The sequence below is a fragment of the Cupriavidus sp. F041 genome (genome assembly GCF_057814235.1).
Genome location: NZ_JBVASY010000001.1, coordinates 2,319,364 through 2,345,115 on the forward strand (window position 1 = coordinate 2,319,364; position 25,752 = coordinate 2,345,115).

Here is a 25,752-nt window from a genome sequence, read left to right on the forward strand (position 1 = left end):
GGGCTGGCCGGCAAGTATCAAGATCCCCGATTGCTATTCCTCTGTCTCAAGACAAATCATGAAAACCATCGTGCTGGCGCTGCTTAGCGTCACCGCCCTCGCTTCCTCGCTGCCGGCTCTTGCCGGCCCGGACTGGACTGTCATCGAGCGCGCTCGCGCCCAGAAGCAGGCACAAGCGAAGCAGCAAGCGCAGACCCCCTGCGCGCTGAAGTCCAATCAAGCGGCTGCCGCTCCCGGCGCCGACGGCAAGCCAAGCTGAGCATTGCCCCCGGGTGCCGGCACCGCACGCGGTTCAACCGGACACCAGCGTCCGGCGCATGTTTCGCGGCACCCCGGTGCTCCGCATGTCATTTCACAGCGCGCATCAGCGCATCACACCCTGACCCTGGCGTTGCCCGGGTCGTAGGGCGGGCGCAGATGCACGCTGGCAGGCATTAATTCGCCAGCCAGGTCAACGTGGTACTTGCCGGCGGCGATCCATTCCGCATCGGCCGCGCCATCTTCACGCTGCAGCAGCGCCAGGCCTACGGGGCAACCGAGCGTATGGCCGAAGGCCGCCGACGTGATAAAGCCGGCCGGGCGTACCGTGCCATCCGGACCGGTGCGCAGCACCGCCTCTCCGCCCCACAGCATGGCCTGGCTGGCGCCGTCCAGCGTCAGCACCGCCACGCGCCGTTTCACCTGGGCGGCGCCGCCTGACGCGCGCAGTTTCAGCAGCGCTTCGCGTCCCCGGAAAGGAATCGGCTTGTCCAGTTTGCAGGCGAAGGACAGCCCGGCCTCGAACGGATGGATGCCGGTGGTCAGCTCGCGGCTCCAGGCGCGGTAGCCTTTTTCCATGCGCAGCGATTCGATGGCGTAGTAGCCGGCATTGACCAGCCCGAGCGGTTTGCCCGCTGCGTGCAAGGTCTCGTAGACGCCCACGGCGAACTCCACGGGCACATACAGTTCCCACCCAAGCTCGCCCACATACGTCAGGCGCGTCGCGCGCACGGTGGCGTAGCCCAGGTCGATCTCGCGCGAGCTGCCGAAGGGGAAGGCCGCGCTGGAGAAGTCCGCGCGCGACACGCGCTGCAACAGCTCGCGCGAGCTCGGTCCCATCACCGCCAGCACCGCGTACTGGCCGGTTACGTCGACGATGGCGCAACGCTGGTCGGCGGGGATCAGCCGTTCGATGTAGCTGAAATCGCGCGTGGTCTGCGCCGAGCCTGTCACCAGCAGGTACTGGTCTTGCGCCAGCCGGGTCACGGTCAGGTCCGACTCATAGGTGCCGCCGTCGTTGAGCATCGCGGTGTAGACCGTCTGCCCCGGCGGCACTGCAACGTCGTTGCTCATCAGTTGCTGCAGCACGGCCTCGACATCGGCGCCCTTGACGATGTACTTGGAGAAGGAGCTCATGTCGAACAGCGCCACGCCCTCGCGGCAGGCGCGATGCTCGGCGCCGCTCCATGGCAGCCAGTTTTGCTGGCCGAACGCGTACCGGATCTCCGGCGTCTCCCCGGCGGGCGCAAAGAAGTTCGGCCGCTCCCAGCCCACCTTGCTGCCGAAACTGGCGCCGGCTTCGCGCAGGTGGGCGTACAGCGGCGAGCGGCGGAAAGGCCGCGCGGTATCGAGTTCGCGATTGGGCCAGGGCATGGCGTAATGCAGGCCCAGGGTTTCCTTGACGCGGTCGTGCAGCCAGCTTTCGTTGCCGTTGAAGCCGGCAAAGCGGCGGATGTCGACCGGCCACAGGTCCATGGTGGGCTCGCCCGCCACGATCCATTCCGCCAGCGCCATGCCGGCGCCGCCGGCCGAAGCGATACCCATCGAGTTGAAGCCCGCGCCCACGTAGAAGTTACGCAGCTCGGGTGCTTCGCCCAGGATGAAGTTGTTGTCTGGCGTGAAGGACTCGGGGCCGTTGTAGAACTGCTTCACCTGCGCCGTTTCCAGCGCCGGCACGCGCTGCAGCGCGTTCTGCATCAGGATCTCGAACTGGTCCCAGTCGTCGGGCAGGAGCTGGAACTCGAACGGCTCGGGAATGCCTTGCATGCCCCAGGGTTTGGCGTTGGGTTCGAAGCCGCCCATCACCAGCCCGCCCACTTCCTCCTTGAAGTAGATAAACCCGTCCGGGTCGCGCATCACCGGCAGGTCCGGGTGCACGCGGGCAATGCGCTCGGTGACGATGTAGTAATGCTCGGCCGAATGCAGCGGCACCGTCACGCCGCACAGGCGGCCTACCTGCCTGGCCCACTGGCCCGCGCAGTTCACCACGATTTCCGCCTCGATACGGCCGCTCGCGCCCTGCTTGTCCTGCCAGCTCACGCCGCCGGCGCGGCCGTCACGCGTATGGATCGCCGTGACCTTGGTGTCCTGCACGATGACCGCGCCGCGGCTGCGGGCACCGCGCGCCAGCGCCTGGGTGAGATCGGTGGGATTCGCCTTGCCATCGCCAGGCAGCCACACCGCGCCGTGCAGGTCGTCGGTGCGCATCACTGGCCACAGCTCGCCGGCCTGGCGGGGGGAGATCACCTCGCAATCCACGCCGTAAGCGCGCGCCACCGCCGCCGTGCGCTTGAGCTGGGTCATGCGCTCGGCGGTGCGCGCCACCGAGAGCGAGCCGCACTGCTTCCAGCCGGTGCCCAGCCCGGTCTCCGCTTCCAGCTCGCTATAGAGGCGCGTCGAGTAGCGGATCAGTTTGGTCATGCTCTCCTGTGCGCGCAACTGCCCGACCAGGCCGGCCGCGTGCCAGGTGGTGCCGCAGGAGAGCTGGCCCTGTTCGAGCAGCACCACGTCTTTCCAGCCCAGCTTGGTGAGGTGATAGGCCACGCTGCAGCCAATGATGCCGCCGCCGATGATGACGACGCGGGCGTGCTCGGGAACGGGGCGGCGATAAGACGCGGACATAGGGGCACCTGTGGAGAAAGCGCGCCGGGAGGCGCTGTATCTGTTTGCCGTAGTTTGCCAATAAAAAACACAAAATGCAACAAAATGGCGCGTGCGCCGACAGGCCACTGAGTTGGCGCGGCGCAGGGGAGGAACAGATGGGAAGCCCGCCCGGCGGCGTCGGATGCCGTCAGGCGGGAAGCGGTGCAGCTACCGCTCGGTGAGTTGGACTCAGGACTCCAGGACGATGACCATCCACGACATGCCGAAGCGGTCCTTCGTCATGCCGAAGCGCGGCGAGTAGAACGTCTTGCCAAGCGGCATCAGTACCTCGCCGCCCTCGGCCAGGGCGTTGAACACGCGGTCCGCGGTGGCGATATCCGGCACGGTCACCGACAGCGAGAACCCCTGGAAGTCGGGCTTGCCCGTGCAGCGGCCATCGGACAGCATCACCGTGGTCTCGCCGATGCGCATGGACATGTGCATGATCTTTTCTTCGCTGCCGGCCGCGGGGCCGCAGGCGCCTTCTGGCGGGGGCGATTCCGGCGGGGGCGCTTCCTTGAAGCGCATCATCATGATCACTTCGGCGCCCAGCGTGCGCTTGTAGAACTCAGCCGCTTCCTCGCAGCGGCCTTCAAAGAACAGGTAGGGTTGGACTAGCATCTTGTCTCCTTTTTTGCGCTTTCACGCTGAGGGGTTGAAACTGATCGGCACCGATGCGTGCTCATGCACGACCAGCCATTGACCGCCGATCTTGCGAAAACAGACAGTGGCGCGCACCCACGCTTCCTGGGGAGCGCCGCCCCTGGGGGTGCTGCTTACCCGGCTGACGCTGTAGCAACAGGCCAGGTCTTCGCCGGCTATCAGGTGCATCCCGGTCATCTCGAAGCCCAGGGGGCCCTCCAGGCTGTCGAACCACTGCTGCCAGCGCTGGCGGTATGGCGCCACGCCGCGGGACTGCACCGGCGGCACGACGTCGAAGATGACCACGTCTTCAGCATAGTTGCGCATCATGGCAACCGCGTCCTTTGCGCGCACGGCGCTCACCCAGGCATCGACCAGGGCGCGGACTTCCGCTTCACTGCCCGGGTGAGATGCGAGCGGGGATGCGTTCACCATCGTGTGCTCCTTTGGGCCATTAGTCGATAGTATTGCCCACGCATGCGTGGCTGTGATCGCCTGAATCCGTTGTGTACACTGTCCACTAACACCAAGGTAGTCAAGAAAATGGACGATGTCCACATGGAGAAGAAATGACGGGCCCAAAGCGCACTTCGCGCATCCTGGATCCGGCGGATTTCGAAGCCCTTGCCAGCCCTGCCGATGGCCCTCCGGCCCGCAGCACCTATCGCCACGGCGACCTGCGGCGCGCATTGCTGGAAGCCGGCATGGAACTGGCGCGCGACGGCGGGCCGGACGCGGTGGTGCTGCGCGAGGCCACCCGGCGCGCCGGGGTTGTGCCCAATGCCGCGTACCGGCACTTCGCCAGCCGCCAGGACCTGCTGCAAGCCGTGCGCTCCGCCTCGCTGGCGTTGCTGGCAGTGGCGATGGAAACCGAACTTGCCGCGCTGGACACGGCGGCGCCGCCAGCGGATTACGCGCGCGCCAGCCTGCGCGCGGTGGGCACCGGCTATCTGCGGTTCGCCTTGTCCGAACCGGGCCTGTTCCGTACGGCATTCTCGGTGCCGGATGAGCAGGAAGGCGTGCCGGTTCCCGCCAAGGCGGGCGAGAGCGGCCTGAATCCGTTCCAGTTGCTGGGCGCGGCGCTGGACCGCATGACGGCTGCCGGCGTGCTGCCTGCCGCACGCCGCGCCGGTGCCGAATACCTGGCCTGGTCCGCCGTGCATGGCTTGTCCATGCTGGTCATCGACGGGCCGCTGCGCATGGTGGCGATGGTGCCGGGACAGGCGGACGCGATCGGGCAGCGTTTGCTGGAAATGGTGGAAAAGGGGTTGTAGCGATGCCGCTATAAACTGGCACGGCTTACCCATGTCCGCGCACCGGCGCGGACCGACGGAGAAATGGAATGCGGCTAGTCCTGCCAGTCAAAGTGCCCTGCCTGATCGCGTTGCTGCTAGCGCAATCCATCCCGGCCGCGCTCGCGCAGCAGCCGATGGTCTATCGCGGCATTTGCGACGCGTCGGCGGCGGTCGCGCTGGGCCAGAACCACTTTGTCGTTGCCGACGACGAGGCCGACGTACTCACCATCTACCGCCGTGGCATTGCCGAAAGCGTGGGCCGGGTCGACCTGACGCAGTATCTCGGCGGGCGCAAGCCAAACGGCAAGGCGATGGAAACGGACATCGAAGGCGCGGCGCGCATCGGCAACCGGATCTACTGGATTGCTTCACACAGCAGGGATAGCAAAGGCAGGATTGCGCCCGAGCGCTTCAGGTTGTTCGTGACCGATGTCATCGAGACCGGCGCGGTGCCCGGCGTCAGGGCATCCGCGTCGGCGCCCTACGCCGGACTGTTGAGCGCGATCGTGGCGGACAAGCGATTCGACATCCTGGCGCAGGCGTCGCAGTTCGCCGCGGAGGACCCACGCGGCTTGAATATCGAGGGGCTGGCGGCCTCGCCGGATGGCGGGCTGGTGATCGGATTTCGAAACCCGCGGCGGGCGGGCATGGCGCTGACGCTGAAGCTGCGCAATCCGGTCGACGTGCTGGAGCGCGGTTCGGCCCCGGAATTTGACGACCTGGTTGCGCTGGATCTTGGCGGGCGGGGAATACGCAGCCTGGAACAGGTGGGCAACGGCTACACCATCGTAGCCGGGCCATTCGATGACGGAAAGGGCGGCCCGGACGATTTCGCCTTGTACACCTGGTCCGGCAAGACGGCGAGTGCGCCCGCTCCCGTAGCAGACGTCAGTCTGGGAACGCTGCATCCGGAAGCCCTGTTCGAGGATCCGGGACTGGACCAGATGATCATCCTGAGCGACGACGGAGGCGAACTCGTCGATGGCGCGAAGTGCAAGAAGAAGTCGGTGCCAGGCTGGAAGAAGCGGTTTCGAGAGATCGGAATTCGGGTGCCCGCAGCTCTGGCACGCCCGTGAGTCTTCATCGCGGCTGGGGCAAGGGCGGCGTCGATTCCACGGAGCACGTTCCACAGAGCACGGCCGCCGCATTGCGGACATGTGCCACTACGCGCTGCTGGAATTCTTCATCTGCACGCGTTCCGCCAGAAAATCCAGCAGCGCGCGCACCCGTGCCGGCAGATGGCGGCCCTGGCCAAGGTACACCGCGTGCACCGCTTCCGTGTCGCCCGGATTGAACGCCTCGAGCAGCGGCACCAGACGCCCGGCGGCGATGTCTTCGCGTGCCTGGAATTCAGCCATCCTGGCCAGCCCCAGGCCGCCCACGACGATCCGCCGCAGTGCGTCGCCATTGCTCGTCATGGCATTGCCGATGGGCGCAACCATCCTGAGTTGCCCGTTCTCCAGCACAGGCCAGCCTTCGATCGCCCGCGCGTAGCCCAGTTTCAGGCAGTTGTGCCCGGCCAGGTCGGCGGGTGTGGCGGGGGTGCCCCGCCGCGCCAGGTAGGCCGGTGCGCCCACGATCAACATGCGGGTCTCGCCCAGCTTGCGGGCCACCAGTTGCGAGCTCTTCAGCTCGCCCGCGCGGATTGCCACATCGGTGCGCTCTTCCAGCAAGTCGATGACCTGGTCGGTCAGCACGATATCGAGCTGGATCTCCGGATACAGCGCCAGGAATTCCGGTACCAGCGGCAGCAGGAAATGGTCGCCGAAGGGCACGTTGGCGTTGATGCGCACGCGGCCATGGGGCGCGGCGCTGGCGGCGGCGCCGCGCTCTGCGTCGTCCAGGTCGGCGAGCACGCGCACGGCGCGTTCGTAGAAGGCGCTGCCTTCCGCCGTCAGCTCGATGCGGCGCGTGGAGCGGTTGACCAGCCGCGCGCCGAGCCGCGCTTCCAGCCGCGCCACCAGCTTGCTGACGGCCGACGGCGTCATGCGCAAGGCTCGCGCTGCAGCCGAGAAGCCACCCAGCTCCACCACCCGCACGAACACTTCCATCTCGCCGGAGCGATTGACATCAAGCCGCGACATTGTGAATTGAATTCATAAATGTTGTTCGTTCGGGCAGTCTACCGCACCAATGGCCGGATCCCCATACTCCGCTCCATGCATCGTCCGGACTTCGCCGGTCCGGCGGCAGCCGGACCGCGGGATCGCACCTAACCTGTTTCACACACTTCCAATGCCATTAGCTCTCTATGCCCTGACCGCCGGCGCCTTCGGCATCGGCGTCACCGAATTCATCATCATGGGTTTGCTGCTCGAGGTCGGGACCGACCTCGGCGTCTCCATCGCGGCGGCGGGCCTGCTGATCTCCGGCTACGCGCTCGGCGTGGTGGCCGGCGCGCCGGTCATGACGGCCCTCACCGCCCGCTGGCCGCGCAAGACCGCGCTGCTGGGCCTGATGGTGATCTTCACCATCGGCAACGCCGCCTGCGCGCTGGCGCCGAACTACGAGACGCTGATGGCCGCGCGCGTACTGACCGCGCTGGCGCATGGCACCTTCTTCGGCGTAGGCTCGGTGGTCGCCACCGGGCTGGTAGCGCCGCAGCGGCGCGCTTCGGCCATTGCCGTGATGTTCACCGGGCTGACCGTGGCCAGCGTGCTGGGTGTGCCGTTTGGTACCTGGCTCGGGCAGGCGTACGGCTGGCGTGCCAGCTTCTGGGCGGTGGCCGCCGTCGGCTTGCTGGCGGTGCTGGTGATCGCACTGCTGGTGCCGGCCGAACGCGACAAGCCGGAAGCCCCCGACCTGCGCCGCGACCTGCGCGCGCTGATGCGCCGGCCAGTGCTGCTGGGGCTGCTGACGACGGTGCTGGGCTATGCCGGCGTATTTGCAGTGTTCACCTATATCGCGCCGATCCTGACGCAGATCACCGGCTTTGCCGACAGCGCCGTCTCGCCCATCCTGCTGGTCTTCGGCGTCGGGCTGGTGGCGGGCAACCTGCTCGGCGGCAAGCTGGCCGACCGGTACCTGCAGGCCACGGTGCTCGGCAGCATGCTGGCGCTGGCCGTGGTGCTTGGCCTGATGAGTTTCGCCTTGCACAGCAAGGTGCTGAGCGTGGTCTTCGTCGGCCTGCTGGGCGTGGCCGCCTTTTCCACCGTGGCGCCGCTGCAGATGTGGGTGCTGGAACGCGCCAGCGGGGCCGGGCAGAGCCTGGCGGCGAGCTTCAATATCGCCGCTTTCAACCTGGGCAATGCGATTGGCGCGTGGCTGGGCGGGGTGGTCATCACCCGTGGCCCGGGACTTGGCGCCGTGACCTGGGTCGCCGCGCTGGTGCCGGTGGCCGCGGTGGCGGTGGCGCTGCTGGCCATCCGCCTGGAGCGCGATGCAGGCGGCAGGCAGCCGGGCGGGAGCGGCAAGCTGTCTTCGCAGCCGCTGCACTGATCGGGAGGTTGCTGTGGCAGGCCGCTGTGCCGCATTGCCGTGGCGCGGACAGTGGCTTATGCTGGCGGCTGCCTGCCGGCGCCACGGGATATGCTTTCATCAGGACCGATGCACGCCGGATACATCCAACCGACCGGACGCCATCCGCACCGATGCAAACCGCACTGATCGTCATCGACGTACAACGTGGGCTGTTCGACGACACACCCCGGCCAGCCGAAGCCGATGCCGTCCTCGGCCGCATCAATCGCCTGATCTCATGCGCGCGCGCCGCCGGGGCACCCGTGGTGTTCGTCCAGCATGAGCAGGCCGCCGGCGCGATGCCGTTCGGCTCGGCCGCGTGGGCGCTGGAGCGGAGCCTGTCCGCGCAGGCGGACGACCATCGCATACGCAAGAGCACGCCGGATTCCTTCCTGGATACCGGGCTTGCCGCGCTGCTGGATCGGCTGCAGGCGAATCAACTGGTGATCTGCGGCTATGCCACCGAATTCTGCGTGGACACCACCACGCGGCGCGCCGCCGGGCTGGGCTACGCGATCACGCTCGCCGCGGACGCGCACACCACGCACGACAAGCCGCACGCCAGCGCCGAGCTGATCCGTCGCCACCATAATGCGACGCTGTCGGCGATTACGAGCTTCGGGCGGCCTGTCCTGGCGCTGGCAACGGAAGACATCGTATTTGACGTTTGACGCCGGGCGGCGGACAAGGCCGGATCGTCAAGACAAGACCACAGCAAGCCACAGCAAGACCACCACGAGACCATTATCAAGAATGATCACCTGCTACCTGCGCTATATCATCGACCCGGCCAAGCTGAAGGAATTCGAACACTACGGGAAGCTGTGGATTCCGCTTGTGGAGAGGTTCGGCGGCCAGCATCACGGCTATTTCCTGCCGTCGGAAGGCGCCAGCAACGTGGCCCTCGCCCTGTTCTCCTTCCCCAGCCTGGCCTTGTATGAGGCGTATCGCAACAAGTCCTTCGACGATCCCGAGTGCCAGGCGGCCTTCCGCTACGCGCAGGAGACGCAATGCATCGTCAGCTACGAGCGCAGCTTCTTCCGGCCGGTGTTCGAGTAGGCGCTACGGTTCCTCTCGGTACCCTCAGGCAGCTGGGCGGGGTACCCGAAGCGCTCGACGAAGCCGCCCGGGTGCGAACACGCGCTTTCACTGCCTCATCGCCTGCCCGATCAACTGCCCCAGCAGCTTGACGCCTTCCTCGATCCGCTCATCCGCAATCGCCGTATAGCCCATGCGGAAATGCGGCGATGGCGCGTCGGTGGAAAAGAACACATCCCCCGGCTCGATGATGACCCCGTGCGCCAGCGCGATCCCGGCCAGCTTGCGCGCATCGAGCCCCGGTGGCCCTTCCACCCAGAACGAAGAGGCCCCCGGCGAGTTTTGCGCCCGGGCCTGCGGCAAGTGCCGCGCCAGCATATCGCGCAGGATTTCCGCGCGGCGCTGGAAGATCGGCGCCACGCGCCGCAGCAGCGCGTCGTGGTGGCCCAGCGAGATAAACAGCGCGGTAGCCCGCTGGTTGTTGGCCGGCGGATGGCGCAGCATGAAGCGGCGCAGCGCGCGCGCCTGCCGGATGACGGCCTTGGGCGCCACGATATAGCCAAGCCGGATGCCCGGCACGAAGGATTTGGACAGGCTGCCCACATAGATCACGCGGCCGTCGCGGTCCAGGCTCTTGAGCGCGGGGATCGGCTGGGTCAGCGCCGGGTTCTCCGTATCGTAATCGTCTTCGATCAGCACGACGTCATGGCGCCGCGCTTCGCGCAGCAGCGTCTCGCGCCGCTCCAGCGGCATGGTGACGGTGGTGGGGCACTGGTAGCTCGGCGTGATGAAGGCGTAGTCGCATTGCGCCAGCCCGTCGTCCGGGCACAAGCCGGACTCGTCCACCGCCAGCGGCACCACCTCGCGGGCGCGCATGCCGAAGATATGGCGGGCATCGTTATAGCCCGGTTCTTCCAGGCCCACGCGCGTACCCTGCATCAGCAGGTCGGCCAGCAGGTAGAGCGCATTCTGCGCGCCCATCGTGACCATGATCTCGTCCGGGTTGGCCCAGACGCCCCGGCGTGGCAGGATGTGCTTCTGCAACTGCTCGATCAGCAGCGGATCGTCCCGGTCGATCAGGTCGGAGGCCCAGCCGCGGATCTCCAGCACGGCCAGCGCCATGCGCGAGCATTCGCGCCAGTCGGCGGTGGGAAACAGGGCGGGATCGAACTGGCCGTAGATAAACGGGTAGGGATAGTTCTGCCACTCGGTGGGTTTGACGATGGCACGCTTGCCAGTCATGTCGGGCAGGCGCGCCTCCCAGTCCGGACCGCTTTGCGCGGCCTCTTCGGGGGCGGGGGCACCCACCGTGCGTGGCGGCGCCGAGCCCGGCCTGACCGCGCTGGGCAACTGCTCAACCACGAAGTAGCCGCGCCGCGGCCGGGTTTCCAGGAAGTGTTCCTCGACCAGTTGCTGGAAGGCCAGGATCACCGTATTGCGGGCGATGCCCAGCGTGGCCGCCAGCTCGCGGCTGGAGGGCAGGGCGCTGCCTTCGGGCAACTGCCGCGCCAGAATGGCTGACACCAGTTGCTGGCGCAGCTGCGCCTGCAGGCTGACGCCGGAATCGGAGGATAGCTGTAGCAGCCGGTTCCAGAAAGTGTTCGCCTTGCCCATGCTCGCCATGCCGCTCCCCGTGCTATGGCCGCTGTGGCGGCCGTGGTCTTGTGCGGCGGATTATGGGCGAAGTCCCGCACCGATGGAATGGGGATGCCAGCAGACCCGCGCGACGCCTCCGGCAAGGCGAAGGCGATGAGGCCGCGGGCGCTCCCCTTGCGGCTAGCGGCCGAGAATCCACCCCGCCAGGCTTTGCAGGTCTTCCGTCGTCATTGTTGCGTAGGCTGGCATCGGCACCTGGCCCCACTTGCCCGCGCCGCCGGCACGGATGTTCTGCGCTACCAGCGCCGCGGCGCCAGGCTGGTTCGCGTACTTTGCCGCCACGTCCTTGAACGCCGGCCCCACCACCTTCTTGTCGACGGCATGGCAGGCGGTGCAGCCATTGGCCGTGAGCAGGGCCTGCGGATCGTGGCCGCCCGCGGCCGGCGCGGCAGCCGGTGCGGGCGCGTTGGCTTGCGCCGCGGCCTTTCCTGCGTAGGCCGTGCGCTCCGCGCCGTAGGTCTTCGTCAGGTAGTCGACCATGGCCGGGATGTCTTCGTCCGGAAAGGGCGCGCCGAAGGGCTTCTTCATCTTCCTGACCGTGGCGTCCCAGTAGCCGCGTGGCGACGACGGCGGCTGCGTCAGCACGTACTGCGCCGAGTGGCAGGTCATGCAGTTCTGCTGCACCAGGCGATAGCCGGGCAGCTCGCTCGGCGTGTAGCGCGCGGTTTCCGGCGGGAGCGTGATTTCCAGCGCGCGCGCGGCGGGTGCGCCGCCGATGGCGGCAAGGGCTGCGAGAGCAAGGACGGCAGCGTGGGGGCGGGTCGGTTTGACGGGTTGCATGGCTGTCTCCTTCATGCCGCGACCACGCGCGTGGTTTCCACCACGTTGCGCATATAGCCGGCCGGGTTCCACAGCGCGGTGAGGGGCTGGCTCTGGCCGATGCGGTTGCCGGCACGCACCTTCAGTTCATACTCGCCCTTCTTCGGCGGGGTGAACGCCGCCGTCCACTCGCGGAAGGAGTAGCGGCCCAGGTCCTTGCCCAGTTGCGCCGCGCGCCAGGTGCGGCCGCCATCGGTCGACACGGCCACTTCGTCGACGCCATACCCCCCGTCGAAGGCGATGCCGCGCAGTACGGTCTGGTGTCCGGCACGCACCTTTGCGCCATCCGCCAGGCTGGTGATGAAGGAGCGCACGTTGAAGCGATTGATCGGCACCGTGCGCGCGGGCGCCGTGCCGGGCGCCACGCAGGCGCAGGGATTGTCCGGGATGCGGTAGGCCGCGTTCATCCAGAATCCGTCGAACGGCTTGTCCAGCACCTGGATGTCGGACAGGTGCTTGACCCAGTAGGTGCCGTAGTAGCCAGGCACGATCAGGCGCAGCGGAAAGCCGTTGAGCATGGGCAGGTCCGCGCCGTTCATGGCCCAGGCGAGCATGACCTCGCCATCGAGCGCATGGTCGATGGCCAGCGCCTTGACGAAGTCAGGGCCGCCTTCCAGCGGCGGGCGGTCCATGCCGTCGAAGCTCACCTGCAGCGCGCCGGCCTGCACGCCAGCCTTCTCCAGCAGCGCCTTCAGGGGCACGCCGGTCCAGCGCGCGTTGCCCATGGCGCCGTTGCCGAGCTGGCCGCCGTTGGCGCGCGGCGAAAAAAAGCCCCGGCTGTTGCCCGAGCACTGGTTGACCGCTACGAGGTCCACCGGGGGGGCCAGCCGCTTGATCTCGTCGAGCGAGAGCTCCAGCGGCGCATTGACCTTGCCGCCCACGCGCAGCCGGTAGGTTTGCGGGTCGATGCGGGTGGGAATCCCGCTCCAGTGGTAGCGCACGAAGAACGCATCGTTGGGCGTGATCGGGCCATCGTTGAACACGCCGAACGGGGTCTCCAGCTGCGGCGGCCGGCTGGTCAGCAGGATCAGCGGACGCTTCTGGGGAAAGGCCACCAGCTCGCGCTCGCCGTTCTCGAAGGGAAGTTCAATGCGCGCGTCGGCGGTGGCTGCCAGCGCCTGCAGCGCGGGGTGGGCCAGCGCCGCGCCGGCGCCTAGCGCACCGAGAGAGCGCAGCACGCCACGGCGGCCCGGCTGCGGTGGTACGGAATGATGGCCTCGGTCCATGCCTGGCTCCTCGTCTTTTGGTGGGATAGCGGTCTTGGACGGTGCCGCTTCGGTCGCACTTCCGGTTTCAGATGACTTCGTCCTTCATGTGATACCAGCGATACAGGAACCACTGCCCGAACCGGCGGAACGGCGCGAAAGCCTGCGCCTCGACCATCTCCCGCACATTCGGGAACGGCAGCGCCGAGCGGAAGATCGGCAGTTCCGGCCCGGCGCTCTTGCCCGCGATCAGCGCGGCCATGCGCTTGCCGGCCTGCGCGGAGTACATCACGCCGTTGCCGCCGTAGCCCATCGCGTAGTAAATGGTCTGGGCCGGGTCCGGCTGGAAGATGCGCGGCATCATGTCATGGCTCACATCGACCCAACCCCACCAAGAATAGTCGATCTGGATGCCTTGGAGCGCCGGGAACTTGCGGTGCAGGTCGCTGACCAGCTTGTCCTTGTATTTATGCTGCGGCGCATCGTTGCCGGTGATGGCGCTGCGGCTGCCGATCTGCAGGCGGCCATCCGGCATCAGGCGGTAGTAGTGCCGCAGGATGCGGGTATCGGTGATGACCTGCGTCGTGCGGAAATTGCACGCTTCCCGCTCGGCGGGCGTCAGCGGCCGGGTGACGATGGAGTTCGACAGGATGGGGAACAGGCGGTTCTTCAGTTGCGCATGGAGGTGCGGCGAGGTGTAGCCGCCGGTGGCCACGGCGACCGCGCGGGCGCGCACGATGCCGCCGGGCGTCTTCAGGTAATGCACGCCGCCACGCGTCTCCCAGCCCATCACGGGGCTGGATGGGTGGACCTTGGCGCCCAGCGCGCGCGCCTTGCGCAAGTAGCCGAAGGCCAGCTTGCCGGCATGGATGCCGATGCCTTCGGGTTCGTGCATGGCTCCGGCGGCTTCCTTGTCGTCGACGTACGCGCGCTTCACGGTATCGGCGTCGAGGATGCGCGCGTCGTACTTGAAGACGTCGCGCAGGATCCTGGCTTCCTTTTCCAGCGCGGGCATGACCTTGTCCCGGTGCGCGATGTACAGGTGGCCGCCCGGCTGCGGTTCGCAGTCGATGTCCTTGATCAGCCCCTTGAAGGTCTCCATGCCGTCGCACACTTCCTCATGCAGGCGCAGCGCGGTATCCAGGCCGTAGCGCTGGATCCACTGCGAACGCTTGAGCCGGCCCGAGGCGCACTGTGCCTGGCCGCCGTTGCGCGTGCTGCAACCCCAGCTCACGCGGTTGGCTTCCAGCACGGTGGCCTTGATGCCGTACTCCTGCGCGAGGAAGATCGCGCAGGTCAGGCCGGTGAAGCCCGAGCCGATGATGGCCACGTCCACGTCGATATCGTGGGTGATCGGGCCGTCGTCCGGCGGCGGCTCGCCGGCGGTGCCGATCCAGTAGGTGGGGGCGTACTCGCGGCCCTGCCCGGGCGTGGGCGCGACCAGCGGGTCGTAGGCCGGGTCGTATGGCTTCGAAGGCGCGGTGGCGTGGCCTTCGGGCAGGATCAGTCTTGCGGCGGTGGCATCCATGTCTGTCTTCCTCGTGTGCCCTCTGTGGGGGGGGGCTGGATTCAGTTGCCTGCGCCGTTGGCTACGACGGGCGGACGGTCCTTGCGGTACGCGTTCTTCACCGCGATCTTGCCGTCGCGGAAGGTGAACACGTCCACCATGCGCGCCTCGATGCGGGTGCCGTCCGCCTTGGTGCCGCGGAAAGTGGATTCGCTCACGCCGCGCTCGCCGGCCACGAAATGCTCGCCGTCGAGCCATGCCGCGTCGGGGAAAGCCTGCCATGCCAGCTGGAAGCCCTCGCGCACCGCCTCGCGGCCTGCGAAGCTGCGGCCGAACAGCTCGCTGCCGGCCACGGCGTGGAACACGCAGTCCTCGGCCATGAAGCTCATCAGCGCTTCGATATCGTGCCGGTTCCAGGCATCGCTGAACGCTTGCAGTGTGGCTTCGGTGACGGGGGTATTTGCCATTTGGGTCTCCTTGATGTTGTGTGTGATTCGCGCGTTGCGCGGACCTGTGCGCCTTATGACGTCAGCATAGTGAGGTGGCGCGCAATGCTGTAGGGCCAGATCCCGTAAATCGTTTGGGCCAGTGGCCACCGGCTCACCCGAAGCTGCGCATCAGGTACACCACGCCCAGCATGTACAGCGCCACGAACGCCGTCTCGGCGGACATCAGCACGATCGGCTTCCAGCCGAGTTCGGCCAGCTTCTGGAACGAGGTCTTCACCCCCAGCGCGGCGATCGAGATCACCAGGCACCAGCGCGAGACTTCGGAGCAGCCCGCCGCGACGGCCGGCGGAATGCCGCCCAGGCTGTTGACCAGCACCAGCGCGGCAAACACCTGCAGGAACACCGGTATCAGCGGCGCCCGCGCGCCGCCGGCCACGGCGCTCTTCTTGCGGCGCGCGTGGAAGACCAGCGCCAGCATCATCACCACCGGCATCAGCATGGCCACGCGGAACATCTTGGCCAGCGTGGCGGCATCCGCCACCTGTGGCGAGATGATGTAGCCCGCACCGACCACCTGCGACACATCGTGGATCGAGCCGCCGAGAAACAGGCCCGCCTCGTGCCGGCCGAGGCCAAGGTGGGTGACGATGAGCGGATACAGCACCATGGCCAGCGTGGAGAAAGCGGCGATGCCGATGGCGGTGAGCAGCGTGTAGCGCTCGTTCTCGGCGGTTTGCGGCAGCGTGGACGAGATCGCCAGCGTGGCGGAGATGCCGCAGATGCCGGTGCCGCCGCCGGAGAGCAGCCCGAGCATGGGCGGCAGCTTGAGCGCGCGGGCAAGCAGCACGCCGAAGGAAATGGTCAGCACCACCGCCCCGATCAGCGCGGCGACGCCGGACAGGCCAAGGTCGCCCACATCGCTGGCGGCAATGCGCACGCCCAGCAGCGCCACGCCGACCCGCACCAGCTTCTTGGCCGAGACCTCGATGCCGGGCAGGCATCTGGCGTTCTCGGTCAGGAAGTGGAAAGCGATGCCGATCAGCAGCGCATACAGGAACTGCGGGCCGCCGTAGTGCTCGGAGACAAAGGTGGCGGCCAGCCCGATCACGCCGCACAGCATGAAGCCGGGCAGCAGGGCGCGGGTCCGCGCGAAGGCGGACTGGGGAATGGCAGGTAGGGTGTTTGCGGTCATGGCGGCAGCCAGGTAATTTGAAAGCGGCCGGGCAGGCGCGGGCCTGCCGCTGCGGCAAAACGCGGCGGCAGGCAATGCGGACTTGCCGGGACTGAATCCGCGATGGCGCGCATCGCGGAAGCCGGATCAGGTGGATCGGGCGGATATCAGGCGATGGGCGTGTCAGTCAGCCCGCCGCACCTCGCCCATCGGTGCGGCGGCGGTCGCGTGCTTGCGGCACAACTGGCGCACGGCATAAGCGATCAGCAGGATGCCCAGGCTGGCCACGCCGAGCAGCAGCGGGGTGCGCTGGTCGGGGATAAAGGCCATGGCGACCACGATCCCGACCATGCCTGCGATAGCGACCCAGGTCAGGTAGGGGAAGGCCCACATCCGCACCTTGAGCCGCTCCGGCGCTTCGCGCTCAAGGCGGGCGCGCAGGCGCAGCTGCGAGAAGGCGATCAGGATGTAGACGAAGATGGCGACCGTGCCGTAGGAGTTGACCAGGAAGGCGAACACCTTGTCCGGCGACACATAGGACATCACCACCGCGCCGTAGCCGAACAGCGTGGCGAACAGGATGGCCCGGACCGGCACGCCGTTGCGGCTCAGCTTGGCCAGCCCCTTGGGCGCATCGCCACGCTTGGTCAGCGCGAACAGCATGCGCGACGAGGCGTACAGTCCGGAGTTCAGCGCCGAGAGCACCGCGGTCAGTACCACGGCGTTCATGATCTGCGCCGCCGCCGGGATGCCCATGGCCTTGAGTGCGCTGACGTACGGAGTGGCGATGCCGACGGAGTTCCACGGCACCAGGCATACCACCAGCAGTACCGAACCCACGTAGAACACCAGCACGCGGGTGATGACGGAGCTGGTGGCCTTGGCTACCGCTTTTTGCGGCTCGGAGGTTTCCGCCGCGGCGATGGTGACGATCTCGGCGCCGAAGTAGAACCCCGTGGCCGCTACCGCGCCGGTCAGCACCGGCATGATCCCGTTCGGTGCAAAGCCCCCGTGCACGGTGAGGTTGGCGACGCTGGCGGTGGTGGCGGGCCACATGCCGAGCACGAACAGGCCGGCCAGGAACAGGAACACCACGATGGCAGCCACCTTGATCGAGGCAAACCAGAACTCGAACTCGCCGAAGGACTTCACCGAGATCAGGTTGGTCAGCGTGAGCATCACCAGCAGCACCAGGCTGATGGTCCAGGCGGGCACGTCCGGTAGCCAGAACTGCACCAGGGTGGCCCCGGCCACGGCCTCCAGCGCAACCACGATCACCCAGAAATACCAGTACATCCAGCCGGTGAGGAAGCCGGCGAGTTCACCCATGGCCGGGCGGTCGCGCCAGGCTTCGCGGGCGTATTCGTAGAAGGAGCCCACGGTGGGCAGCGCGCACGCCATTTCGCCCAGCATGCGCATGACCAGCACCACCAGCAGGCCGGTGATGAGGAAGGAAATGACGGCGGCGGGGCCGGCGGACTTGATGACCACGCCGCTGCCGACGAAAAGGCCGGCGCCGATGACGCCGCCCAGCGCGATCATGGTCATGTGGCGCTGCTTCAGCCCGTGCTTCAGGCCGCTTGATTGCTGCTGTTCGGTAATCACTGTGTTGTCTCCTGCACTGCACAGGGTCGCGCGCCACGGTTTCTATAGTAGGTCGGCGATTGGCTCGCCGCCGGGTCCATGGTCGCGCCGGATGACGCCGGTGCGGGTTGCGGCAGGCGTTGCGTATCGCATGCGGCGCCTGCCGCGGGGGGGCGGAAACATCCGTTGCCCGGAAGGCCGGGCGACGGATGTTCACGCGCTTACAGACTTGGCGCTCAAACGTAGTCCTTGTACTTGTCGAGCATGCGCACGGGCTTGGCCAGCGCATCGCGGCGGAACGGGTCGCCCAGCTCGCGGGTGCACATGATCTCGATGATGGTGGTCTTGCCGTGGTTCATCTGCAGGTCGATGGCGCGCTTGAGCGCCGGGCCCACATCCTCCAGCTTGTCCACCACGATGCCTTCGGCGCCCATGGCGCGCGCGATCTCGGCAAAGCTCTGGTTGTCCAGTTCGCCGGCGACGAAGCGGCGGTTGTAGAAGTCCACCTGGTTCTTCTTCTCCGCGCCCCACTGGCGGTTGTGGAACACCACGGCCGTCACCGGGATGTTGTGGCGCACGCAGGTCATGGTCTCCATCAGGCTCATGCCCCAGGCGCCGTCGCCGGCATAGGACACGGCCGGGCGGTGGGGTGCCGCCACCTTGGCGCCGATGATGGTGGGGAAGGCATAGCCGCAGTTGCCCCAGCTCATGGCGGCGAAGAAGCTGCGCGGCTTGTTGAAGCGCAGGTAGCTGTTGGCCACCGAGTTGATGTTGCCGATGTCGGTGGAGACCATCACGTCTTCCGGCATGGCCTTCTCCAGTTCGCGCAGGACCTGGCGCGGATGCAGGTAGTGGCCGCCGCCGGGCGTGCGTTCCTGCTTCTGCTCCTCGATCATGTCCAGGCTGTAGGGGTCACGCTCGTGGGTCCACTCGTCGAGCTCCTTCTCCCACGCAGCCTTCTCGGCGGCGATCTGGCCGGCGCGGTCTTCGCGGGAGGCGTCGCACACCAGCGTGCGTCCGGCGAGACGCTCGGTCAGCGCCACGGCGGCGGCCTTGGCGTCGCCGCAGATGCCCACCGAGATCTTCTTCACCAGGCCAAGCATCTTATGGTCGGCATCGATCTGGATGATCTTGGCGTTCTTGGGCCAGTAGTCCATGCCGTGCTGGGGCAGGGTGCCGAACGGTCCGAGGCGCGAGCCGAGGGCGATGACGACGTCGGCGCGGGCGAGCAGCTTCATGGCCGCCTTGGAGCCCTGGTAGCCCAGCGGGCCGCACCACAGCGGGTGGCTGGCGGGGAAGGAGTCGTTGTGCAGGTAGCTGTTGACCACCGGCGCGCCCAGCCGCTCGGCCAGCGCCTGGCACTCCGCGATGGCATCGGCCATGACCACGCCGCCGCCGGAGATGATGACGGGGAATCTGGCCTGCGCGAGCAGTTCGGCGGCTTCGTTCAGGCGCTGGTCGCCGCCGGGGCCGCGGTCCAGGCGCTGGGGCTGGGGGATATCGGCCTTGATCTGTCCGTAGAAGTAGTCGCGGGGGATATTGAGCTGGGTGGGGCCCATCTCGGCCATGGCGCGGTCGAAGCAGCGGCCGGTGAATTCGGCCATGCGGGCCGGGTGGGTGACGTGGCCCTGGTACTTGGTGAATTCCTGGAACATCGGCAGCTGCTTGGCCTCCTGGAAGCCGCCCAGGCCGATGCCCATGGTGCCGGCCTCGGGGGTGACGATGACCACGGGGCTGTGGGCCCAGTAAGCGGCGGCGATGGCGGTGACGCAGTTGCTGATGCCGGGGCCGTTCTGGCCGATGACGACGCCGTGGCGGCCGGAGACGCGGGCATAGCCGTCGGCCATATGGCCGGCGCCCTGCTCGTGCACGACGGGGATCAGGCGGATGCCGGCGGGGGCGAAGATGTCCATGGCGTCCATGAAGGCCGACCCCATGATGCCGAACATGTCGGTCACGCCGTTGGCGGCGAGGGTCTCGACGAAGGCTTCCGAGGGGGTCATGGCCTGCGGGCCGGTGGCGGCGGGCGCAGCGCTCGCGTTGAGGGCTTCAGGAAGGTGTTCGCTCATGGTGTGTCTCCGGTCTAGGTATAAAAACGGAACTATTTGTCCCGAAAAGGTCTTGTTGGCTGAAATGTAGGGCGTGGTTCGTCGGAGGTCAATAGGTAATTACAATAAACGGGATGATTTGTACCTAAAAGCGAAACTGCTCTATGATGACTCAAAGGCAGCACCGCGCATGCGCATGCGCGGTGCTGCCGTGACATGGCGCAGAGGAGACAGATGTGACGGATTTCGCGACGGACCTGGTGACGGATAGACCGACGGATTTAGCGGTGGGCAAGCCGGACAGGATGGTCTCGGTACGCAGCCTGTTTGGCATCGATTCCGGCCTGATGGTGCCGGCCTTCAGCGAGCGCGACGATCACGTCCCGGAAATCGACCAGGCCTACCGCTTCAACCCGGAAGTGACGCTGGCGATCCTGGCGGGATTCACCCGCGACCGCCGCGTGATGGTGCAGGGCATGCACGGCACCGGCAAGTCGACCCATATCGAACAGGTGGCGGCCCGGCTCAACTGGCCGTGCGTGCGGGTGAATCTCGACGGCCACATCAGCCGGCTCGACCTGGTCGGCAAGGATGCCATCGTGGTGCGCGATGGCCGCCAGGTCACGGAATTCCAGGAAGGCATCGTGCCTTGGGCGCTGCAGCGTCCGGTGGCGCTGATCTTTGACGAATACGATGCGGGGCGCCCGGATGTGATGTTCGTGATCCAGCGCATGCTGGAACGCGACGGCAAGTTCACACTGCTGGACCAGAACCGCGTGATCCACCCCCATCCCGCCTTCCGCCTGTTCGCCACCACCAACACCGTGGGACTGGGCAACCTGAACGGCCTGTATCACGGTACCCAGATGCTGAACCATGCGCAGATGGACCGCTGGAACGTGGTGGCCACGCTCAACTACCTGCCGCGCGCGGAAGAGGCCGGCATCGTACTCGCCCGCGTGCCGGAACTGGCCGGCGATGCCGGGCGCGCGCTGATCGAATCGATGGTCAGCGTGGCCGAACTCACGCGCAAGGGCTTTGCCACCGGCGACCTGTCCACGCTGATGTCGCCGCGCACGGTGATCAGTTGGGCGGAGAACTGCCAGATCTTCCGCGACCCGGCGCTGGCCTTCCGGCTGAGTTTCCTGAACAAATGCGATGACGCCGAACGCCCCATCGTGGCCGAGTACTTCCAGCGCTGCTTTGGCCGGGAGCTGGAGGCGGCGCCTGACGGTGCGCCGGAGCCGCGCTGATGATCACGGACCGGCGGGCTGCCCGCCGCAGCCAGCAGCGCGAGGCGCTATGCGCGGCGGCTGTGCGCGCCCTCACCGGCGATGCCGCGCTGCATTATCGCGACGGCCGCCTGTGCCGCCACCTGCGGCCGCTGCCGCTGCATGCGCCGCATCTGCGCACCCGGCCGGAGGACGATTTCATCTCCCAGCGCGGTGCGGCGGACGGCGCTGCCTTGCGCATCGCGCACTCCGATACCGATCTGCACCGGCATTCATGTCCCGCCGATCCCATCGAGCGGCTGGTGTTCGAGCTGCTGGAACAGTTGCGCTGCGAATCGCTGGTGCCCGCCGGTATGCCCGGCCTGGCGCAGAACCTGCGCCACGGTTTCGAGGACTGGTCCCGCGCTTTCTACCGCGCGGGCCTGGCCGAAAGCCATCTGGGCATCCTGCTATACACGGTGGCGCAGATCGCGTGGTCGCGCCTGTCCGGCTGGCCCGTGCTGGAAGACACCGAGGACCTGATCGAAGCCACGCGCGCGGCCATCGTGCCGGTGCTGGGGGTGTCGCTTGCCGGTTTGCGCCGGCATCGCGCGGAGCAGGGCGCATTCGCCGAGCATGCGCTGGAAATGGCGCGGCTGGTTGGCGAGATGCTGCAGGCAGAGCGCGCCGCGCGGGCACGGGACGATGCCGGCGATCAGGAGGACGAGGAAGCCGCGCGCGTGGCGTTCTCGCTGGCGCTCGGTTTCGAGGACGACGAGTATGAGGCAATGGCGGTCGCGGCCACCGGCAACAGCCGCGTGCTGCATGGTTCGGAGCAGGGCTACCGCGCCTACACCACGCGTTATGACCGCGAGATATCGCCGGGATCGCTGGTCCGCAAGGCGCTGCTGGCCGAGTACCGCGAACGCCTCGACCGGCGCATCGCCGAACAGGGTATCAACGTGGCGCGGCTGGCGCGCGCGCTGGCGGCATCGCTTGCCGTGCCGCAGCGCGACGGCTGGTCCTTCGGCGAAGAGGAAGGCCGCATCGACGGCCGCCGGCTCGCGCAACTGGTCAGTTCGCCGGCCGAGCGCCGGCTGTTCCGGCAGGAGCGGCACAAGCTGCAGGCGGACTGCGCGGTGAGCTTCCTGATCGATTGCTCGGGCTCGATGAAAGCGCACATCGAACGGGTCGCGATGATGGTCGACATTCTCGCGCGCGCGCTCGACCAGGCCGGCGTGGCCAGCGAGGTGCTGGGCTTCACCACCGGGGCGTGGAACGGCGGCCGCGCCCGGCTCGACTGGCTGGCCCGAGGCCGGCCCGCGCATCCCGGCCGGCTGAACGAAACCTGCCATATGGTGTTCAAGGATGCCGCCACAAACTGGCGGCGCGCACGCACCGATATCGCCGCGCTGCTCAAGGCGGATCTGTTCCGCGAAGGCGTGGACGGCGAGGCCGTCGACTGGGCCTGCGCGCGGCTGCTCGCCCGGGCGGAGTCCCGGCGGATACTGATCGTGATATCCGACGGCAGCCCGATGGACACGGCCACGGGGCAGGCCAACGATGCCTATTACCTGGACAACCACCTGAAGGAAGTGGTGGCGCGGCATGAGACGCTGCGGGATGTGGAAGTACTGGGGCTCGGGGTGGGGCTGGACCTGAGTCCTTACTACCGGCGCTGCCTGGCGCTGGACTTGTCGGCGCCGCCGGATATGCCGGTGTTCGCGGAGATTGTGCGGTGGATCGGGGGGAGGCGGTGAGCAGCCCTCTCACCGCCGCCGGACCATTGTATTCATCGCATATGAGAATATGCAGCCATCGCAATGACATCTTGCAATGATGACACTCGCTCGCCGGCTCTTCTTTCCTCTGATTGCCTTGCTCGCCGCCAGCGCAAACGCTGCCGCCCCCGATGAAGAATCCCTGGGCAGAGCCGAGGGTTATCCAGCGGCTCGCAGCCTGAAGCAAGCCTACACGGAACCCTATCTCGTCGGTTCGTTCAGCGCTATGGACAGCTTCAATCCGTCCTGTGCGCTCGCCCCGGCAGACGATCCGCTGGTGCTGAAGAAGGCTGCCATCGAGACGCCGTTCAATTACCGCTTTCATGGCCGCCAGCTGACCCCTGGATGACTAAATGCAGCGACAGCGTGCAACCGGACTTCTGGTCGTGAAGGACGGCGAGATTGTCGCGGAACGCTACAACTACATGCGCAGCGCTGACATGCGGATGCTCTCCAACTCGATGGCCAAGACGATTACCGCGCTGGCCATCGTCAAGGCGCAGGAAGAAGGCTTCATCCGCTCCCTTGATGACACCGCCGAGACCTACGTACCCCAACTCAAGGACACGCTGTACGGACAGACCCGGATCGTGAATCTGATGCGCATGTCCTCAGGCGCCCGGTATATCGAGGACTACTCGGGGCAGGACGATCGGGCCAGGTTCAACGAAGCCGTGCGCCGGGTCGGTGTTGCCCAGGCCGCTCGACTGATCACGGCACGCAGCGAACCCGAAGGGCAGCGCTTCAACTATGCCGGGGCCCAGACCCAAATCCTGGGGCTGGTGGTGCGCGGTGCCACGAACCGCACGCTCTGCGACTACGTCGATGAGAAGCTATGGAAGCCGATAGGGGCCCAAGCGCTGGCGACCTGGCTGGTGAACCCGGTCGACCAGGAGGAATTCGCGCAAGGCGCCTTCAATGCCACGCTGCACGACTACGCTCGCCTGGGCCTGATGATGGCGACGGATGGCCTGGTGAGGGGCACCGCCGTGGTATCACGCGACCACCTGCTCGCGATGACGGATGCGGCACGGCAACCCGAAGCATTTCGGCCAGGGAACATGCGGTACCACGGCAGCACCTACTACGGTTATGGCCTGCAAACCTGGATCCTGCCCGGCAGTCACCGCCGGTTTGCCCTCTTGGGTGTCTACGGGCAGGCCATCTTCGTAGATCCCGCATTGAACCTGGTGGTGGTGCATACCGCCGTCGGCAAGGATGCCTCGGGCGACGCGAGCGGCGCCCACCTTGGTGCGGAACGCGACGCGCTGCCGCGTGGCATCGTATCGACCTATGGCGACTGGTAGGAGCATGTAGCTCACTCACGGATCCGGGGAACAGGCGGCGGCGCCAGGGCGGGATACCTGCCTTGGCGCGACCCTACTCAGGGCGTTCCCGATCCCGCGCGCCAGGTCTGCGCGATATTCAGAGGGCCTACGAACGCGCGCGTCACTTGTCTTGCAGTACCGGCCTCCTACCCAACGGGATAGCTCTCGAAGATGGTCGTGCCGATCGCCGCCGCCGTTGCAGCAGACAACGTCCATCCAAGATGGCCGTGGCCCGTGTTGTAGAACACCCGTGGCGCCCGCCCCTTTGCCACGCGCGGCATCATGTCCGGCATCATCGGGCGAAGTCCCGCCCACGGCACTACGCGGGAGGTATCGATGCGGAAATTGCGCCGCGTCCATGACACGAGAGGCTCGATGCGATCGGCTCGGATGTCGCGATTTTGGCCATTGAATTCCGCGGTGCCTGCCACGCGGAACCTGTCCTTGCCGAGCCGGCTCGTCACGATCTTTGCGCTTTCGTCGAGCAGGCTGACCCACGGTGCGTTCGCCACGCTGTCGGCATCGTCCAGATGCACCGTGATGGAGTAGCCCTTGACCGGATAGACATTGATCCTGTCACCCAGCATGCCGGCAATATGCCGGCTGCCCACGCCGGCACAAACCACCAGCGCATCGCCGGCGATATCGAACGCTGCGCTCGCGTTTGCCGATGGCGACGCCGCGCCGTCCACCGCCTGCAGGCCGATACGCACGCCGCTGGCGGATAAGTCGATAGTTCGCACGTCCGTGCCTTGCAGGAAGCGCACGCCGCGCCGCTCGCAAGCGAGCGCCAGGCCGCGCGTGAACTTATGGATATCTCCGGTCGAATCGGATGGCGTGAAGAATCCGCCGAAGTAATCGCCTTGCAACGTTGGCTCGATTGCCCTGATCTCCTGCGGTGACACTGCAAAGCGTTCCAGTCCGCCTGCCACGAGTAGCGCGTTCGTCCTGCCCGCGGCCTCGAAAGCGGCCTTGTCGTGATAGAAGTGCAGGATGCCGCGGCGCTCCAGGTCGAACTGGATATTCTCCTGCTCGGCCATGGCAAAGAGATGCTGGCGGGCGGCAATGGCCAGCTTCGCCGTTTCGATGGTGTTCTCCCGATAATGCGCGATGTTCGATGCAAACTCGCCCATCCACGAGTATTTGTGCCACGACGGCTTCGGGTTCACCAGCAGCGGCGCGTTGCGTTTCAGCATCCACTTCAGGCCTTTGAGAATCGTTCCCGCGCTGTTCCAGACTTCCGCGTTGCAGGCGGAGAGCTGGCCGCCGTTGGCGAACGACGTCTCCATGGCGGGATAGAGATGGCGGTCGGCGACGGTCACCTCGTAACCGAGTTTCGACAGTGTGTAGGCGGTGGTGACGCCGGTAATGCCGGCGCCGATGACAATGATCTGAGACATGGCAGGGTCCTCTGTCAGGCAAAGCGATGGCCGAATCCTCGGCTTCCTACCCCATCTGTCCCGGTACCTGAGAGCTTTGGCATCGGCCGGTGACCGGTGCCGTCCCCTTCGGTGGGCATTCCTTGGAACGCCACTCTCCAGATTTTTAAATCGACGCCACAGTCCTTTTGCCTGAGAGTTTCCGGGGTGGTTGCTCCGTCGGCGCCGGTGATGGCACGCAGCCACCGCCGGTCTCTCCTGCGTCGTCTTGCAGCCGGC

23 protein-coding genes and 1 riboswitch are annotated in these 25,752 nt (G+C 66.8%); of the genes, 10 read left to right on the forward strand and 13 right to left on the reverse strand.

Annotation, left to right across the window (positions count from 1 at the left end):
* Positions 1-58 precede the first annotated feature (58 nt).
* A complete protein-coding gene (locus ACZY0R_RS10615) occupies positions 59-259 on the forward strand; it encodes a hypothetical protein (protein ID WP_488858307.1) in 201 nt (66 codons plus the stop codon).
* A 113-nt stretch (positions 260-372) separates the two neighbouring features.
* Here the strand turns inward: ACZY0R_RS10615 and ACZY0R_RS10620 are convergent, their stop codons facing one another.
* From ACZY0R_RS10620 to ACZY0R_RS10630, 3 genes are all read right to left on the reverse strand, one after another.
* Positions 373-2,880, reverse strand: coding sequence for a GcvT family protein (locus ACZY0R_RS10620; protein ID WP_488858308.1), 2,508 nt, complete (start codon positions 2,878-2,880; stop codon positions 373-375).
* Between the two features lie 210 nt (positions 2,881-3,090).
* Positions 3,091-3,522, reverse strand: a complete 432-nt coding sequence (locus ACZY0R_RS10625; RefSeq protein ID WP_488858309.1) for a VOC family protein — start codon at positions 3,520-3,522, stop codon at positions 3,091-3,093.
* A 21-nt stretch (positions 3,523-3,543) separates the two neighbouring features.
* Positions 3,544-3,978 (reverse strand): YybH family protein, encoded by a 435-nt coding sequence (locus ACZY0R_RS10630; RefSeq protein ID WP_488858311.1) that lies wholly within the window; start codon positions 3,976-3,978, stop codon positions 3,544-3,546.
* Between the two features lie 134 nt (positions 3,979-4,112).
* On the opposite strand from ACZY0R_RS10630, the gene ACZY0R_RS10635 reads away from it, so the two are divergent.
* Positions 4,113-4,817 carry a TetR/AcrR family transcriptional regulator gene (locus ACZY0R_RS10635; protein ID WP_488858312.1) on the forward strand — a complete coding sequence of 235 codons (705 nt, stop codon included), beginning with the start codon at positions 4,113-4,115 and terminating at the stop codon, positions 4,815-4,817.
* Between the two features lie 68 nt (positions 4,818-4,885).
* Complete coding sequence (locus tag ACZY0R_RS10640; RefSeq protein ID WP_488858313.1) at positions 4,886-5,914, forward strand: DUF3616 domain-containing protein; 1,029 nt, start codon at positions 4,886-4,888, stop codon at positions 5,912-5,914.
* Positions 5,915-6,001: 87 nt separating this feature from the next.
* On the opposite strand, the gene ACZY0R_RS10645 is transcribed toward ACZY0R_RS10640, so the two are convergent.
* On the reverse strand, positions 6,002-6,922 hold the full coding sequence (locus ACZY0R_RS10645; protein WP_488858314.1) for a LysR family transcriptional regulator: 921 nt from the start codon (positions 6,920-6,922) through the stop codon (positions 6,002-6,004).
* Between the two features lie 151 nt (positions 6,923-7,073).
* Here ACZY0R_RS10645 and ACZY0R_RS10650 point away from each other — a divergent pair, with 151 nt between their 5' ends.
* The 3 genes from ACZY0R_RS10650 to ACZY0R_RS10660 all read left to right on the forward strand — a co-directional run bounded on the left by ACZY0R_RS10650 (position 7,074) and on the right by ACZY0R_RS10660 (position 9,356).
* On the forward strand, positions 7,074-8,276 hold the full coding sequence (locus ACZY0R_RS10650) for an MFS transporter (protein WP_488858315.1): 1,203 nt from the start codon (positions 7,074-7,076) through the stop codon (positions 8,274-8,276).
* 152 nt (positions 8,277-8,428) lie between these two features.
* On the forward strand, positions 8,429-8,968 hold the full coding sequence (locus ACZY0R_RS10655; RefSeq protein WP_488858316.1) for a cysteine hydrolase family protein: 540 nt from the start codon (positions 8,429-8,431) through the stop codon (positions 8,966-8,968).
* A gap of 82 nt (positions 8,969-9,050) precedes the next feature.
* Entirely contained in the window at positions 9,051-9,356 is a 306-nt protein-coding gene (locus ACZY0R_RS10660; RefSeq protein ID WP_488858318.1) for an NIPSNAP family protein, read from the forward strand.
* Positions 9,357-9,443: 87 nt separating this feature from the next.
* Here the strand turns inward: ACZY0R_RS10660 and pdxR are convergent, their stop codons facing one another.
* The 8 genes from pdxR to xsc all read right to left on the reverse strand — a co-directional run bounded on the left by pdxR (position 9,444) and on the right by xsc (position 19,795).
* Complete coding sequence (gene pdxR, locus ACZY0R_RS10665; protein ID WP_488858319.1) at positions 9,444-10,958, reverse strand: MocR-like pyridoxine biosynthesis transcription factor PdxR; 1,515 nt, start codon at positions 10,956-10,958, stop codon at positions 9,444-9,446.
* Between the two features lie 153 nt (positions 10,959-11,111).
* The gene (gene sorB / locus ACZY0R_RS10670) at positions 11,112-11,771 is read right to left on the reverse strand and encodes a SorB family sulfite dehydrogenase c-type cytochrome subunit (RefSeq protein WP_488858320.1); all 660 of its coding nucleotides are present in this window, start codon (positions 11,769-11,771) and stop codon (positions 11,112-11,114) included.
* An 11-nt stretch (positions 11,772-11,782) separates the two neighbouring features.
* Positions 11,783-13,036, reverse strand: a complete 1,254-nt coding sequence (gene sorA, locus ACZY0R_RS10675; RefSeq protein ID WP_488858321.1) for a SorA family sulfite dehydrogenase catalytic subunit — start codon at positions 13,034-13,036, stop codon at positions 11,783-11,785.
* Positions 13,037-13,103: 67 nt separating this feature from the next.
* Entirely contained in the window at positions 13,104-14,543 is a 1,440-nt protein-coding gene (locus ACZY0R_RS10680) for an NAD(P)/FAD-dependent oxidoreductase (protein WP_488858322.1), read from the reverse strand.
* Positions 14,544-14,584: 41 nt separating this feature from the next.
* Positions 14,585-14,989 (reverse strand): nuclear transport factor 2 family protein, encoded by a 405-nt coding sequence (locus tag ACZY0R_RS10685; RefSeq protein WP_045243053.1) that lies wholly within the window; start codon positions 14,987-14,989, stop codon positions 14,585-14,587.
* A gap of 133 nt (positions 14,990-15,122) precedes the next feature.
* A complete protein-coding gene (locus tag ACZY0R_RS10690) occupies positions 15,123-16,163 on the reverse strand; it encodes a YeiH family protein (RefSeq protein WP_488858323.1) in 1,041 nt (346 codons plus the stop codon).
* Between the two features lie 162 nt (positions 16,164-16,325).
* A complete protein-coding gene (locus ACZY0R_RS10695) occupies positions 16,326-17,690 on the reverse strand; it encodes an amino acid permease (RefSeq protein WP_488859632.1) in 1,365 nt (454 codons plus the stop codon).
* Positions 17,691-17,962: 272 nt separating this feature from the next.
* Positions 17,963-19,795, reverse strand: coding sequence for a sulfoacetaldehyde acetyltransferase (xsc, locus tag ACZY0R_RS10700; RefSeq protein WP_488858324.1), 1,833 nt, complete (start codon positions 19,793-19,795; stop codon positions 17,963-17,965).
* A gap of 215 nt (positions 19,796-20,010) precedes the next feature.
* Here xsc and ACZY0R_RS10705 point away from each other — a divergent pair, with 215 nt between their 5' ends.
* The 4 genes from ACZY0R_RS10705 (at position 20,011) to ACZY0R_RS10720 (ending at position 24,073) form a co-directional block, all read left to right on the forward strand.
* Positions 20,011-21,027 (forward strand): AAA family ATPase, encoded by a 1,017-nt coding sequence (locus ACZY0R_RS10705; protein ID WP_488858326.1) that lies wholly within the window; start codon positions 20,011-20,013, stop codon positions 21,025-21,027.
* Positions 21,027-22,745, forward strand: coding sequence for a cobaltochelatase CobT-related protein (locus ACZY0R_RS10710; RefSeq protein WP_488858327.1), 1,719 nt, complete (start codon positions 21,027-21,029; stop codon positions 22,743-22,745). The genes ACZY0R_RS10705 and ACZY0R_RS10710 overlap by 1 nt, the downstream gene beginning before the upstream one ends.
* Positions 22,746-22,821: 76 nt before the next feature.
* Positions 22,822-23,115, forward strand: a complete 294-nt coding sequence (locus ACZY0R_RS10715) for a hypothetical protein (protein WP_488858328.1) — start codon at positions 22,822-22,824, stop codon at positions 23,113-23,115.
* 4 nt (positions 23,116-23,119) lie between these two features.
* On the forward strand, positions 23,120-24,073 hold the full coding sequence (locus ACZY0R_RS10720; RefSeq protein ID WP_488858329.1) for a serine hydrolase domain-containing protein: 954 nt from the start codon (positions 23,120-23,122) through the stop codon (positions 24,071-24,073).
* Between the two features lie 167 nt (positions 24,074-24,240).
* On the opposite strand, the gene ACZY0R_RS10725 is transcribed toward ACZY0R_RS10720, so the two are convergent.
* Positions 24,241-25,494 carry a D-amino acid dehydrogenase gene (locus ACZY0R_RS10725; protein WP_488858330.1) on the reverse strand — a complete coding sequence of 418 codons (1,254 nt, stop codon included), beginning with the start codon at positions 25,492-25,494 and terminating at the stop codon, positions 24,241-24,243.
* Positions 25,495-25,643: 149 nt separating this feature from the next.
* A riboswitch (glycine riboswitch) is annotated at positions 25,644-25,744 on the reverse strand.
* Between the last annotated feature and the right edge of the window lie 8 nt (positions 25,745-25,752).